Annotated in this window: 11 protein-coding genes; 1 reads left to right on the top strand and 10 read right to left on the bottom strand. The window is 65.9% G+C overall.

Annotated elements, in window-relative coordinates:
• Positions 1-8 precede the first annotated feature (8 nt).
• The 10 genes from IP89_RS01485 to IP89_RS01440 all read right to left on the bottom strand — a co-directional run bounded on the left by IP89_RS01485 (position 9) and on the right by IP89_RS01440 (position 12715).
• Positions 9-770 carry an SDR family NAD(P)-dependent oxidoreductase gene (locus IP89_RS01485; protein WP_043307118.1) on the bottom strand — a complete coding sequence of 254 codons (762 nt, stop codon included), beginning with the start codon at positions 768-770 and terminating at the stop codon, positions 9-11.
• Between the two features lie 166 nt (positions 771-936).
• Positions 937-1635: an urea ABC transporter ATP-binding subunit UrtE gene (gene urtE / locus IP89_RS01480; protein WP_043307117.1), complete on the bottom strand. Its 699-nt coding sequence runs from the start codon at positions 1633-1635 to the stop codon at positions 937-939.
• A gap of 3 nt (positions 1636-1638) precedes the next feature.
• Positions 1639-2490 (bottom strand): urea ABC transporter ATP-binding protein UrtD, encoded by an 852-nt coding sequence (gene urtD, locus IP89_RS01475; RefSeq protein WP_043307116.1) that lies wholly within the window; start codon positions 2488-2490, stop codon positions 1639-1641.
• Positions 2487-3593, bottom strand: a complete 1107-nt coding sequence (gene urtC / locus IP89_RS01470; protein WP_043307115.1) for an urea ABC transporter permease subunit UrtC — start codon at positions 3591-3593, stop codon at positions 2487-2489. The genes urtD and urtC overlap by 4 nt, the downstream gene beginning before the upstream one ends.
• Positions 3593-5167: an urea ABC transporter permease subunit UrtB gene (gene urtB / locus IP89_RS01465; RefSeq protein WP_043307114.1), complete on the bottom strand. Its 1575-nt coding sequence runs from the start codon at positions 5165-5167 to the stop codon at positions 3593-3595. Before urtB ends, urtC begins: the two co-directional genes overlap by 1 nt.
• A 155-nt stretch (positions 5168-5322) precedes the next feature.
• On the bottom strand, positions 5323-6588 hold the full coding sequence (gene urtA, locus IP89_RS01460; RefSeq protein WP_043307113.1) for an urea ABC transporter substrate-binding protein: 1266 nt from the start codon (positions 6586-6588) through the stop codon (positions 5323-5325).
• A gap of 81 nt (positions 6589-6669) precedes the next feature.
• Entirely contained in the window at positions 6670-7371 is a 702-nt protein-coding gene (locus IP89_RS01455) for a GntR family transcriptional regulator (RefSeq protein WP_043307112.1), read from the bottom strand.
• Positions 7372-7375: 4 nt separating this feature from the next.
• On the bottom strand, positions 7376-9172 hold the full coding sequence (gene atzF / locus IP89_RS01450; protein ID WP_043307111.1) for an allophanate hydrolase: 1797 nt from the start codon (positions 9170-9172) through the stop codon (positions 7376-7378).
• A gap of 157 nt (positions 9173-9329) precedes the next feature.
• Positions 9330-9923, bottom strand: coding sequence for a MarC family protein (locus IP89_RS01445; RefSeq protein ID WP_371261927.1), 594 nt, complete (start codon positions 9921-9923; stop codon positions 9330-9332).
• Positions 9924-9991: 68 nt separating this feature from the next.
• Positions 9992-12715: a hybrid sensor histidine kinase/response regulator gene (locus IP89_RS01440; protein WP_156114963.1), complete on the bottom strand. Its 2724-nt coding sequence runs from the start codon at positions 12713-12715 to the stop codon at positions 9992-9994.
• 362 nt (positions 12716-13077) lie between these two features.
• Here IP89_RS01440 and IP89_RS01435 point away from each other — a divergent pair, with 362 nt between their 5' ends.
• Positions 13078-14754 carry an MFS transporter gene (locus IP89_RS01435; protein ID WP_156114961.1) on the top strand — a complete coding sequence of 559 codons (1677 nt, stop codon included), beginning with the start codon at positions 13078-13080 and terminating at the stop codon, positions 14752-14754.
• Positions 14755-14810: the final 56 nt, after the last annotated feature.

Below are 14810 nucleotides of genomic sequence, written 5' to 3'. Positions count from 1 at the left end.
GTCGTCTATCAGTTGTCGCGGTCGACGGCGAAGGAAGACCAGGCCTGACGCGACGGCATGATCTCCAGGCGGTTGATGTTGATGTGCGCCGGCAGGGTGGCGACGTAGAAGATCTGCTCGGCGATGTCCTCGGCGCTCAGCGGCGTGGTGGTCGCGTACATCGCGTCGGAGGCGGCCTGGTTGCCCTTGGTACGCACCAGGGTGAACTCGGTCTCGGCCATGCCCGGGGCGATGTCGGTGACGCGTACGCCGGTGGACACCAGGTCGCAGCGCAGGTTGAAGCTGAACTGTTTGACGAAGGCCTTGCTCGCGCCATACACGTGGCCGCCCGGGTAGGGCCATTCGCCGGCCACCGAGCCGATGTTGATGATGCTGGTGCCCTTGCCGATCTCCACCAGGGTCGGCAGCAGCGCGTGGGTGACATTGACCAGGCCGGTGATGTTGGTGTCGATCATGGTGTGCCAGTCCTCCAGCGCCACCTTCTGCGCCGGCTCGGGCGCCAGCGCCAGGCCGGCGTTGTTGACCAGCACGGTGACACGGCGGAAGGCCTGCGGCAGCTCGGCGACCACCTGCTGCACGGCAGCGGCATCACGCACGTCGAGGGTGGCGATATGCACCGGCACCTTGGCGCCCAGTTCGGCCTGCAGCTCTTGCAGGCGCTCGAGGCGGCGGCCGGAGAGCACCAGCGACCAGCCGGCCTCGGCGAAACGGCGGGCGGTAGCGCGGCCGAAGCCGGAGGTAGCGCCGGTGATGAAAACCACATTGCTCATGAGTCGATCCCCTGATGGTCATGGCACTGCGCATGGGGCGCAGGAAGCGGGCGTCGCAGGCGACGAACCCGTCTGGAATGGGCGCGCGCGGCATGGCCGGCGCCTGAGCGCGCAATGGTAAGGGCGTGGTCGGACTATGCCTACCCGCGCGTGGGGCGACCTTGGTCTAGATCGCCACCAGACCGCGTACGCCGTCGGCCTCCATGGTCTCGCCACGGCCCTGCTGGACGATCTCGCCACGGCTCATCACCAGGTACTGGTCGGCCAGCTCGGCGGCGAAGTCGTAGAACTGCTCGACCAGCAGGATGGCCATGTCGCCGCGCTCGGCGAGTTTGCGGATGACCACGCCGATCTCCTTGATCACCGAGGGCTGGATGCCTTCGGTGGGCTCGTCGAGGATCAGCAGGCGCGGCTTGCTGGCCAGCGCGCGGCCGATGGCCAGTTGTTGCTGCTGGCCGCCAGAGAGGTCACCGCCGCGGCGCTGCTTCATCTCGCGCAGCACCGGGAACAACTCGTAGATGAACTCGGGGACGGTCTTGGCTTCGCTGGCGCCGAATCGGGACAGGCCCATCAGCAGGTTCTCTTCCACGGTCAGGCGCGGGAAGATTTCGCGACCCTGCGGCACGTAGGCGATGCCGGCGTGTACGCGCTGGTGCGGCTTGTGGCCGTTGATGGTCTGGCCTTCCCAGTTGATGCTGCCTTCCTTGGCCGGGATCAGGCCCATCAGGCATTTCAGCAAGGTGGTCTTGCCCACGCCGTTACGCCCGAGCAGGCAGGTGACTTCGCCGATCTTCGCCTCGAAGCTCAGGCCGCGCAGGATGTGGCTGCCGCCGTAGTACTGGTGGAGTTTGTCGACTTGCAGCATGGTTCAGCGCCCCAGATAGACTTCGATAACGCGTTCGTTGGCCTGCACGTCTTCCAATGAGCCTTCGGCCAGCACGCTGCCCTGGTGCAGCACGGTGACGTGGTCGGCGATGCTGCCGACGAAGCCCATGTCGTGTTCCACCACCATCAGCGAGTGCTTGCCAGCGAGGCTCTTGAACAGCTCGGCGGTGAACTCGGTCTCGGCGTCGGTCATGCCCGCCACCGGCTCGTCGAGCAGCAGCAGTTGCGGGTCCTGGACCAGCAGCATGCCGATCTCGAGGAACTGCTTCTGGCCGTGCGACAGCAGCCCGGCCGGACGATGGCGTGAGCCGTCCAGGCGGATGGTGCTGAGCACTTCCTCGATACGGTCTTTCTGCGCGCCGGAGAGCTTGGCGCGCAGGCTGGCCCACACCGACTTGTCGGTCTTCAGCGCCAGCTCCAGGTTCTCGAACACGGACAGCGCCTCGAACACCGTGGGCTTCTGGAACTTGCGACCGATGCCGGCCTGGGCGATCTGCACCTCGCTCATCTGGGTCAGGTCGAGCGTCTCGCCGAAGTAGGCGTGGCCGTTGTCCGGACGGGTCTTGCCGGTGATCACGTCCATCATGGTGGTCTTGCCGGCGCCGTTGGGGCCGATGATGCAGCGCAGTTCGCCGACGCCGATGTACAGGTTGAGGTCGGTGATGGCGCGGAAGCCGTCGAAGCTGACGTTGATGCCTTCCAGGGTGAGGATGGTGCCGTGGCGCACATCCAGGCCCTTGGCCGCGGCGCTGCCGAGGCCAACCGCGTCGCGGCCACTGCCGGCCGGGTCGAAGGCGGGTTCGAGCATGAATTCAGGCATGGGCGTGGCTCTCATTGGTCCTTCTCCTTCTTGATCAGGCCGATCACGCCTTTCGGCAGGAACAGGGTGATGACGATGAACAGTGCGCCCAGGGCGAACAGCCAGTATTCGGGGAAGGCCACGGTGAACCAGCTCTTCATGCCGTTGACCAGGCCGGCGCCAAGCAGCGGGCCGATCAGCGTGCCGCGGCCGCCGAGGGCGACCCAGATGGCGGCTTCGATGGAGTTGGTCGGCGACATCTCGCTGGGGTTGATGATGCCCACCTGCGGCACGTACAGCGCGCCGGCCAGGCCGCACAGAACGGCCGAGAGCACCCAGATAAACAGCTTGTAGCCGCGCGGGTCGTAGCCGCAGAACATCAGGCGGTTCTCCGCGTCGCGCAGGGCGGTGAGTACCCGGCCGAACTTGCTGCGTGCCAGGGCGAAGCCCAGCGCCAGGCTGCTGACCAGCAGCAGCACGGTGCAGAAGAACAGGAAGGCGCGGGTGTCCGGTGCTGTGATGTCGAAGCCGAGAATCGTGCGGAAGTTGGTGAAGCCGTTGTTGCCGCCGAAGCCGGTCTCGTTGCGGAAGAACAGCAGCATGCCGGCGAAGGTCAGCGCCTGGGTCATGATCGAGAAGTACACGCCCTTGATCCGCGAACGGAAAGCGAAGAAGCCGAACACCAGGGCCAGCAAACCGGGCGCCAGCACCACCAGGCACAGGGCCCAGAGGAAGTTGCTGGTGCCGTACCAGTACCAGGGCAACTCGCTCCAGGCGAGGAAGCTCATGAAGGCGGGCAGGCCGTCACCGGCCGACTGGCGCATCAGGTACATGCCCATGGCGTAGCCGCCGAGGGCGAAGAACAGGCCGTGGCCGAGCGACAGCAGGCCGGCGTAGCCCCAGACCAGATCCAGCGCCAGGGCGACGATGGCATAGCAGAGGATCTTGCCGACCAGGGTCAGGCCATAGGCGGAGACGTGCAGGGCATGGTCCGCCGGCAGCAGGTGCAGCAGCGGCATGGCCAGCAGGGCGAGCAGGATCAGGCCGAGTACGGCCAGCGAGGCCTTTGGCCCCAGGGCATTACCGGCGCGGGCCAGCAGGCTCTTGTTAACAGACATGGGATTGAGTGGCATGGTCATCAGTCGATCACCCGTCCTTTCAGTGCGAAGAGGCCTTGCGGACGTTTCTGGATAAACAGAATGATCAACGCGAGGATCAGGATCTTGCCGAGCACGGCGCCGATCTGCGGCTCCAGCAGCTTGTTGGCGATGCCGAGTCCGAAGGCGGCCAGCACGCTACCGGCCAGTTGGCCGACGCCGCCGAGCACCACCACCAGGAAGGAATCGATGATGTAGCTCTGGCCCAGGTCCGGGCCGACGTTGCCGATCTGCGACAGCGCCACGCCGCCAAGGCCGGCAATACCGGAGCCGAGACCAAAGGCCATCATGTCCACCCGGCCGGTCGGTACGCCGCAGCAGGCGGCCATGTTGCGGTTCTGGGTGACGGCGCGGACGTTGAGGCCGAGGCGGGTCTTGTTCAGCAGCAGCCAGGTCAGCGCCACCACGAACAGGGCGAAGCCGATGATCACCATACGGCTGTAGGGCAGTACCAGGTTCGGCAGCACCTGCACGCCGCCGGACAGCCAGCCGGGGTTGGCGACTTCGACGTTCTGCGCGCCGAAGATCACCCGCACGGCCTGGATCAGCATCAGGCTGATGCCCCAGGTGGCCAGCAGGGTTTCCAGCGGGCGGCCGTACAGATGGCGGATCACCGTGCGCTCCAGCGCCATGCCGATGGCGGCGGTGACGAAGAAGGCCACTGGCAGGGCGGCCAGCGGGTAGAGGGCGAGGTAGCCGGGGGCGAATTTCTGGAAGGCGATCTGCACCATGTAGGTGGTGTAGGCGCCGAGCATCAGCATCTCGCCGTGGGCCATATTGATCACCCCGAGCAGGCCGAAGGTGATGGCCAGGCCGAGGGCGGCGAGCAGCAGGATGCTTCCGAGGCTCAAGCCGCTAAAGGCCTGGCCGAGCAGCTCGCCGACCAGCAGGCGGCGCTTGACCTGGGCCAGGCTGGTCTCGGCGGCGGTGCGTACCGCAGCGTCGGCTTCCACGCCTTCGGCCAGCAGGCCTTCCAGGCGGGTACGGGCCAGCGGGTCGCCACTCTCGCCGAGCAGGCGCACGGCGCTCAGGCGTACGGCCGGATCGGGATCGACCAGTTGCAGGTTGGCCAGGGCCAGCGCCAGGGCGGTGCGTACGCCGTCATCCTGTTCGCCAGCGACGCGGGCGTTGAGCAGTTCCAGCTGCGCCGGCTTGGCGCTCTTCTGCAGCTGCTGGGCGGCGGCCAGGCGCGTGGCCGGCTCTGCGGCGAGCAGTTGCTGGCTGGCCTGCACGTTGGCCAGCAGGCCGCGCAGGCGGTTGTTCAGGCGCAGCTTCTTCGGCGTGCCTTCGGCAGTAGCGGCGGCTTCGGCGGCCTGCCAGCTGCCGTCGACTTCATAGAAGGCGGCCTTGCTCGCATCGACGCCGACGCGGCCCTGTTGCAGGGCATCGAGCAGCGGCTGGCGAGCGGCATCGGGGTGGGCGGCCCAGCTCTCGAGGAGCTTGGCCTGCTTGGCCGGATTGGCGGCGACGAAATCATTGGCGTCGCCCGCCTGGGTAGTCAGCGGCACGATCAGCAGTGCCAGTGACAGCAGAAAGGGAATCAGGGCAGTGGGCATTCCAGGGTCCTTGGTGTGCGCAGGACGAAACCTTCCCGTGGGATGGGTAAGGGTGGAGGGACGGACGAATCCGCCCCTCCGTCCCCGTCATCGAACGATGGCGGGGCAGGCTGCTCAGGCGCGCCGGAAAGCGGTCTCGGTGCGCCTCAGGCCTGTCAGTTGCTCTTCACCGCGTAGTCCGGCTTCTTGTCGTTGCCGGGGATGAAGGGGCTCCACGGTTGGGCGCGCAGAGGGCCTTCGGTCTGCCAGACGATGGAGAACTGACCGTCTTCCTGGACTTCGCCGATCATCACCGGCTTGTGCAGGTGGTGGTTGGTCTTGTCCATGGTCAGGGTGTAGCCGCTCGGCGCGGCGAAGGTCTGGCCGGCCAGGGCTTCGCGGACCTTGTCGACGTCGGTGGTGCCGGCTTTCTCGACGGCCTGGGCCCACATGTTGATGCCGACGTAGGTGGCTTCCATCGGGTCGTTGGTCACTGCGGTCTGGTAGTTCGGCAGGTTCTTGGCCTTGGCGTAGGCCTTCCACTTGTCGACGAAGGCGGTGTTGACCGGGTTGTCTACCGACTGGAAGTAGTTCCAGGCGGCCAGCTGGCCTACCAGCGGCTTGGTGTCGATGCCGCGCAGTTCTTCCTCGCCGACCGAGAAGGCCACTACCGGGATGTCGGTAGCTTCGATGCCCTGGTTGGCCAGTTCCTTGTAGAACGGCACGTTGGAGTCGCCGTTGACGGTGGAGATCACCGCAGTCTTGCCGCCGGCGGAGAACTTCTTGATGTTGGCGACGATGGTTTGATAGTCGCTATGACCGAAGGGGGTGTAGACCTCTTCGATGTCCTTGTCGGCCACGCCTTTGCTGTGCAGGAAGCTGCGCAGGATCTTGTTGGTGGTGCGCGGGTAGACGTAGTCGGTGCCCAGCAGGAAGTAGCGCTTGGCGCCGCCGCCGTCTTCGCTCATCAGGTATTCCACGGCCGGGATGGCCTGCTGGTTTGGCGCGGCGCCGGTGTAGAACACGTTCGGCGACATCTCTTCGCCTTCGTACTGCACCGGGTAGAACAGCAGGCCGTTGAGCTCCTCGAACACCGGCAGCACGGATTTGCGCGACACCGAGGTCCAGCAGCCGAACACCACGTCGACCTTGTCCTGGGTCAGCAGCTGGCGCGCCTTCTCGGCGAACAGCGGCCAATTGGAGGCCGGGTCGACCACCACCGGCTCGAGCTTCTTGCCATTCACACCGCCCTTGGCGTTGATCTCGTCGATGGTCATCAGCGCCATGTCTTTCAGCGAGGTCTCGGAGATCGCCATGGTGCCGGACAGCGAGTGCAGGATGCCGACCTTGATGGTCTCGGCGGCTTGCACGGTCCAGGTCATGCCCATGGCGGCGATGGATGCGGAAAGGGTGAAGGCCTTGATCAGGCTGCGACGTTGCATAGTGCGATCTCCATTCACTAAACGAGTGTTGAACTGCTGTTTGTAGTTATCCGTTCTGGCAGTAGAACCAAGGCCGTTGCCTCAGCCCTGCGTCGCCTGCGCCTTCTGTCGAGCGCTGTGCAACATGTGCAGGGTGATCTTGCGCACTTCCGCCTTGCTCTCCTCGATATGAGCCTTGAGCAATAGCTGTGCCTCTTCGCTGTGGCGCGTGAGAATTGCGCCAAGAATCCGTCCATGTTCGTCGTAGGTGGCGGTAATCCGTGGCGTCTGGGTGAAGTCCAGGCGCCTTAGAATGCGGATCTTCTCGGTGACCTCCTGGTGCACGCGGGCCATCTCGCGATTGCCGCCGGCCTCGACCAGCAGGCAGTGAAACTGTTCGTCGAGCAGGGAAACTGCCCTGCCATCCGCCAGGCGTTGCTCGGGTTGCACCATCCAGGTGCGCTCGAGCTGCTGCAGTGCGGGGTTTGGCTCGACTTCGGGGCGTTGGCACAGACGGCGTACCGCCTCCAGTTCGAGCAGGATGCGCAGGTCATAGAGTTCCTCGAACTGTTCCAGGTCCAGCGGGCAGACCTGCCAGCCGCTGCGGAAGTGCACCTGCACGTGCCCTTCACGCTGCAGGCGATACAGCGCCTGGCGCACCGGCGTGCGGCTGACCGCCATGCGCTCGGCCACCTCGCCCTCGGAAAAGCGGTCACCCGGCAGCAGGCGGAATTCGAAGATGTCCTCCTTGAGCTGCCGGTGGATGCCATCGGCCAGGCTGGGCGGTGCGACGCGTGGTGGCATCGGCTCAGCCTTGCTGACTGGCGATGAAGGCGCGCCAGCCGCCGAAGCTGGTGATGTCGCGGGCACCGTCGAGCGCGTAGGGCTCGCAGATGAAGCCCTTGACCCAGCGGCCGTCGGCCAGCTGCAGATTGCCGATGCCCAGCGGCGGCGGGATCTCGGCGACGAACTCGCCGAAGCGCGCCTGCGGCACGTCCCACAGCTCGACGATGATTTCTGCACCATCCTCGGCAACCCGCGCCAGGCCAGGTTTGGGCGGCACGGTGCCGGGCAGGGCGTAGAGCCGGTAGTTGGCCGAGCTGGTGGTCTGCTCGACCAGCACCGCGTCGCGAGTGGCCAGCTGGAAGTTCAGCGGCATGCCGGTGAGGTGCGCGCCGACCACCGCCACGCGGATGCAGCCTGGCGCCTGGGCTGGCGCGGCCTGGGGCGGCAGCGCACGGCCGGTGGCGCCCAGTGGCAGGGCGAGGAACTCCTGCCAGCGCCGGCCGAAGGCAGCCAGGGCCTGGTCGTGCCAGGCCGGGGCGATCAGAGTGATGCCGGCCGGCAGGCCGTCGCCGCGCAGGCCGGCGGGCAGGGCCAGGGCAGAGAGGTCGGCGAGATTGGTGAAGTTGGTGTAGGTGCCGAACTGGCTGTTGAACAGCACCGGCTCAGCTTCCATTTCAGCCAGGGTACGAATGGTCGGCGAGGTTGGCACCACCAGGGCGTCGAAGCCGGCCAGGGCGTCGTTGATCGTGCGGCTCAGCTCGGCGCGGATGTACTCGGCCTTGTAGGCGTCGCAGGCGCTGTACTTGTAGCCGTTCTCGACGATGCCGCGCACCACCGGGTTGATGTGCGCCGACTCGACGTCTTCCACCGCCACCGTGCGCTCGGCGACCCAGGAGCCGTAGTAGAGCTGTTCGGCCAGGTGCTGGAAGGGCGTGAAGTCGATCTCCACCAGTTCGGCGCCCAGCTCGCGCAGCTTGCCCAGCGCCTGCTCGAACACCTGCTGGTTGCCGGCGTCACCGAAGAACTCGAGGCTGGCCGGCACGGCCAGGCGCGGCTTGGCCGGCATGCCGACCTTGGCGCTGAGCGGATTCTTGCGGCTGTAGGCATCGCTGGCGTCATAGCCGCCGGCGATGTTGGCCACGGCCTGGGCATCGGCCACGGTCAGGGCGAACACCGAGATGCAGTCCAGGGTGCGGCAGGCCGGCACCAGGCCGGTGGTGGACAGCCAGCCCTTGGTCGGCTTGAGACCGACGATATTGTTGAAGCCGGCCGGCACGCGGCCGGAGCCGGCGGTGTCGGTGCCCAGGGCGAACACCGTCAGGCCACGCGCGACCACGCTGGCCGAGCCGGAGCTGGAGCCGCCACTGACGTAGGCTGGATCGAAGCTGTTGGGTACCGCGCCGTAGGGCGAGCGGGTGCCGACCAGGCCGGTGGCGAACTGGTCGAGGTTGGTCTTGCCGATCAGGATGGCGCCTGCGGCGCGCAGGCGGGCGACCACCGTGGCGTCGCTCTCGGCCGTGTAGGCGAACTCGGGGCAGGCGGCGGTGGTGGTCCAGCCGGCGGCGTCGATGTTGTCCTTGATGGCGAAGGGCACGCCATACAGCGGCAGCTTGCTCAGGTCACCTGCGGAGGCGGCCAGGCGCTCGGCCAGCTGCTCGAGCTGGCCCTGCAGCTGGGCCGGCGTGGCCAGGCTGATCCAGGCCGGATCATCGGCGCTCAGTTCAGCGAGGAGCTCGGCGAGCACCTCGGGTTGCAGGTTGTCGGTGCGATAGGCGCTCTGCCATTCGCTCAGGGTCCAGCCGAATCCGCGATGGGACATCTTCCTAGATTCCTTCTTGTATCCAAGTTGATGTCCATAAAGCGAAAGCTGTGCCAGATACCTAACTGGCTGATGTGTATGAAGTTATCGAGTTCTTGCAGGTGATTATGCGCGGGCGCTCGCCCCGTTTGGGGGCCGTGCGCCCGGCGCTGGTGCATCAGGACGCGAGGTAGCCCTTGACCCCGGTGAAGATGATCTGCGCGGCCAGGGCGCAGACGAACAGGCCCATCAGGCGGCTGAGGATCTGCAGGCCCTGCTGGCCGAGCAGGCGTTCGACCTTGTCGGATAGGTAGAGCACGATGCCGACCGTGGCGCTGGCGATGGCGATGGCAAGGATGGCCGCCACCTTGTCATCCCATTCCGGCTGGCTGATGCCCATCACCAGCAGCGCACCGATGGTGCCGGGGCCGACGGTGAGCGGGATGGTCAGCGGCACGATGGTGACGTCCTGCTGCACGTTGTCCGCCTGTACCGCCGACTTGCCCTGGGCCATGCCCAGCGCCGAGATGAACAGCACCGAGCCAGCGCCGATGCGGAAGGCGTCGGCGGTGATGCCGAAGATCTCGAAGATGGCCTTGCCGAACAGGTACAGCAGCACGCTGGCGATCAGGGTGCCGAGGGCCACCTTCCAGGCCAGCTTCTTGCGTTCCTTGACGCTGTAGCCCGGCGTCAGGCCGATAAAGCACGACAGCACGAAGAACGGGCTGTAGAGGACCAGCATCTTCAGGTAGACGGTGAACAGCAGCGACAGCATGGACAGGGCTCTTCAGGGGCAGACGGGCACAGCATAGAAGGCGATGGCCAGCCACCGCCACCGTATCAGGAGGGCAGGGCGTCGCGCTGGCGGCGTTCGCGCTCGGACACCCAGTGGGCGATCAGCTCGCGCAGCTGCGACATCTCCACCGGCTTGGACATGTGCCCGTCCATGCCGACCTGGCGCGCGCGCTCCTTGTGTTCGGCGAGGATGTGCGCGGTCAGCGCCACCACCGGCGTGCGGCTGCGGCTCTCGCGCTGTTCCCACTCGCGCAGGCGTTCGGTGGCGGAGAAGCCATCGAGCACCGGCATCTCGCAGTCCATCAGTACCAGGTCGTACTGCTGTTCCTGCATTGCGCGCAGGGCTTCCTCGCCGTTGCTGGCGGTGTCCGGGCGCAGGTTGAGCTTGTTGAGCATGCCGCGGATGACCTTGGTCGAGATGCTGTTGTCCTCGGCCACCAGGATGCGGAAGTCTTCTGGCACCTGCAGGCTGCTGGTGTCGACGTGGGGTAGCTGTGGCACGCCGGCCTGACGCTGGGCCAGCTCGTCGGCCAGGGTGGTCTTCAGCGTGTAGCCGGCCACCGGCTTGGCCAGGATGCGCTTGATCCCGGCATTGCGCGCGATGATCTTGCTCGGCGCGTTGCTGATGCCGGTGAGCATGATCAGCAGGATGTCGTGGTTGAGGTTGGGGTCTTCCTTGATCTTGGCGGCCAGTTGCATGCCGGTCATGCCGGGCATTTCCTGGTCCAGCAGGACCGCGTCGAAGAACTCGCGCAGATGCGCCTTGGTGCGCAGCAGGGCCAGGGCCTCCTTGCCGGAGGGCACCACGCTGACCTGCAGGCCCCAGGCGGTGCATTGCTGCTGCAGTACCTTGCGGCAGGTCTCGTTGTCGTCCACCACCAGCAGGCGTGCGCCCTGCAGCGGGCCGTCGAGGTCGGCGGTGGGCTGCTCCAGGCGTTGCGGGTCGAGCGGCAGGGTCAGCCACAGGGTGCTGCCGGAACTGCTACCGCTCTGCACGCCGAACTCGCCTTCCATCAGGCACACCAGCTGGCGCGCGATGATCAGGCCCAGGCGCCCGCCGAGCTTGCTGGCGCTGAGGAAGTCGCTGCTGTGCAACTGGGTGTTGAGCAGGGCATCGCGCTCGCTGGCTTCCAGCGGCCGGCCACTGTCCTGCACGGCGATGCGCAGGCGCGGCTCCTTGCCTTCGGTGTCCAGCGCCGCGACCAGGAGGATTTCGCCCTCGTCGGTCTGGCGGAAGGCGTTGTCCAGCAGGCTCATGAGAATCTGCCGCAGGCGCGTCGGGTCGCCGCTGATCACTCGCGGTACCTGCGGCTGGGTGAAGCTGATCAGCTCGACCTGCTGCTGCTCGGCCTTGGCGCGGAAGATATCCAGGCAGTCGTCGATCAGCGCGTTGAGGTCGAACTGCACGTCGTCCAGCTCGATCTGCCCCGACTCCAGCTTGGAGATGTCGAGAATCTCGTTGATCAGGGTCAGCAGCTCGTTGCCCGAGCTGTGGATGGTCTGCACGTAGTCGCGCTGCTTGGCCGACAGCGGCGTGCCGAGCAGCAGCTCGGTCATGCCCAGCACGCCGTTCATGGGCGTGCGGATCTCGTGGCTGATCTTGGCCAGGAACTCGGCCTTGGTCTTCAGCTCGGCGCTGGTGGCTGCCTCGCTGGTGCGTTGCGACAGGGTCTCGTCCTGGATCTGTCGCTGGCGCTCGGCCAGGGCGATGCTGAGGATCAGGCCGGAAACCATGGCCACGCTGAACAGGCTGAGCACCAGCCAGCCGGGGTTGAGCTGGTCGAAGCCGAACAGCACCGGGCCGAGGATGGCGAAGCCCAGGCAGAACACCGCCAGGCCGGCGAAGATCAGGCGTGCCGGTTGGTAGCCGGCGCGCCAGTGAACGAAGGCGACGGCTGGCACGGTGACGATGGCCAGCACCATCAGGCCGTACACCAGCCAGCTCTGCCAGAACAGGCCGGTGAAGGCGATCATCGCCGCCGCTGCGGCGATCAGGGCGAACTCGGCATGCAGGATGTGGCGCAGCGGACTGCGTTCGGCGGCGGTGCCGTTGAAGAAGGAACGGGTGTAGCCGAGCAGGCACAAGGCGGCGCCGAAGGCCGAGAGATCGGCGACCAGCGACTGGTTGTAGTTCTGCTCCGGCAGCAGCAGGGCGAGCAGGCCGATGTTGGCCGTGGCGCACAGGGCCAGGGACAGGTGCATGCCGGCCAGCCACAGGTTGCTGGTGGCGGGCGAGTAGGCGGTGCGCAGCAGGTTGAACAGGGCCAGCAGAAGCAGGCCGCCGAGCAGGGCGCCGAATAGGTAGGCGGGCTTTTCCTGGGCCACCAGTTCCGATTCGCCCATCACCTTGAACCACATCATCAGCGCGTGGTTGGAGGTCATGCGCAGGTAGGCGGTGCGCGGCTGGTTGTCGTTGGGCAGGTTGAACAGATAGGCCCGCGACGGCAGCGGACGCGAGCTCAGGGTCAGCGCTTCGCCGGTGCGCTGCTGCTGTTCGAGCACTCCATTCTTGACCAGGTAGAAGTCCAAGTACTGCACGCGCGGGGCGAACAGCCACAGCCAGTGTGGCGAGGAGAGCGCGCGGGTATCGACTTTCAGCCAGATGGCCTGGGGCGAAGCGGGAAGGGTGAAGGCGAGGCGGTCGAGGGGCTGGAAGCGCGAGTTCTGCGCCTGCACGTCGTTGAAGGTCAGCTGCGCCGACTTGTCCAGCAGGATGGACCAGCTCTCGTCGGTGGTTTCCTGCGGTGCAGCCGAGACCGCCAGAGCCATGAACAGGCTGACGATGAGTCCTGTGGCGATCCAGAGCCGGCGCACGGTGGAGTCCCTTCTTCGATAGATTCCCGGATTATAGCTACGGGCCGTAGACAAAAGGCACCCATGGCTGCCTCGTGAACGGGGGCTTTACCGCATATTTACTCGGCGTTGCGTCACGAATCGGCGCAAGCTGGCGCTAGACCTTTCGCCGGCAGCGGCTGCAGTGCCGATTTCCCCCGGAATTTCAAGCCTATCAGACTAAAGTCTAATTTCGCTCCTGAAGGCCGCGTCTAGCCTTGCTTGTAGAACAATCACAAGAAAGACGTCCGCAAGAGGGCGATTCCGCCTTTGTCGACGGATGTCAGGAGGCGGCACCCATGAGTGTGGCAACTGCAGACTCCGGCCATGCACCGGCTGGTCCCATGACCTCGGAGGAGCGGAAAGTCATTTTCGCCTCCTCCCTCGGCACCGTGTTCGAATGGTACGACTTCTACTTGTACGGTTCGCTCTCGGCCATCATCGCAGCGCAGTTCTTCTCGGGGGTTAACCCGACCGCAGCCTTCATCTTCGCCCTCATGGCCTTCGCCGCCGGCTTCGCCGTGCGTCCGTTCGGCGCCATCGTGTTCGGTCGCCTGGGCGATCTGGTCGGGCGCAAGTACACCTTCCTCATCACCATCCTGATCATGGGCCTGTCGACCTTCATCGTCGGCATCCTGCCGTCCTATGCCTCGTGGGGCATCGCGGCGCCGGTGATCCTCATCGTGTTACGGCTGTTCCAGGGCCTGGCGCTGGGCGGCGAGTACGGCGGTGCGGCGACCTACGTGGCCGAGCATGCTCCACACGGCCGCCGCGGCTTCTACACCTCGTGGATCCAGACCACCGCGACCCTGGGCCTGTTCCTCTCGCTGCTGGTGATCCTCGGCACCCGTACCTGGCTCGGCGAGGAAGAGTTCGCCGCCTGGGGCTGGCGCATTCCCTTCCTGCTCTCCATCGTCCTGCTCGGCATCTCGGTGTGGATTCGCCTGACCCTCAGCGAGAGCCCGGCGTTCAAGAAGATGAAGGAAGAGGGCAAGACCTCCAAGGCGCCGCTGACCGAAGCCTTCGGTCGTTGGGAAAACGCCAAGATGGCGCTGATCGCCCTGTTCGGCGGCACCGCCGGCCAGGCGGTGGTGTGGTACACCGGCCAGTTCTACGCGCTGTTCTTCCTGACCCAGACGCTCAAGGTCGAGGCCGCCACGGCGAACATCCTGATCGCCCTGTCGCTGCTGATCGGTACGCCGTTCTTCATCGTCTTCGGCTGGCTGTCGGACAAGATCGGGCGTAAGCCGATCATCCTCGGCGGCTGTCTGATCGCCGCGCTGACCTACTTCCCGCTGTTCGGCCTGATCACCCACTACGCCAACCCGGCGCTGGAGCAGGCGCAGACTTCGGCCCCGGTCACCGTGGTGGCCGACCCGAACGAGTGCTCGTTCCAGTTCAACCCGGTGGGCACCGCGAAGTTCGTCAGCTCCTGCGATATTGCCAAGGGCTTCCTCGCCCGTAACTCGGTGAACTATGCCAACGAGGAGGCGCCGGCCGGCACTCCGGCGAGCATCCGCATCGGTGAGCAGACCATCGCCTCGTTCTCCGGCGCCGGTATGCCGGCCGATCAGTTCAAGGCCGAGTCCGATGCCTTTAACCTGAAGATGACCGAGGTGATCCGCAGCCACGGCTACCCGGCCAAGGCCGATCCGGCGCAGATCAACACGCCGATGCTGGTGCTGCTGCTGACCATCCTGGTGCTGTTCGTGACCATGGTTTACGGGCCCATCGCGGCGCTGCTGGTCGAGCTGTTCCCGACACGCATCCGCTACACCGCGATGTCGCTGCCGTACCACATCGGCAACGGCTGGTTCGGTGGCTTCCTGCCGACCACCGCCTTCGCCATGGTCGCCGCCACCGGCAACATCTACTACGGGCTGTGGTACCCGATTGTGGTGGCGGTGATGACCTTCATCATCGGCCTGTTCCTGATGCCGGAGACCAAGGACCGCGATCTGCGCGACTGGCACTGATCACGATGCAGAAATGAAAAGGCCCCGCAGTGCGGGGCCTTTTTCTATCGGCTGAA

Origin of the sequence: Pseudomonas sp. ML96, from assembly GCF_000761545.1 — a bacterium.
GTDB lineage: Bacteria > Pseudomonadota > Gammaproteobacteria > Pseudomonadales > Pseudomonadaceae > Aquipseudomonas.
Note: the sequence above shows the minus strand (reverse complement) of the source record. Positions and strands in the feature narration are given on the sequence as shown.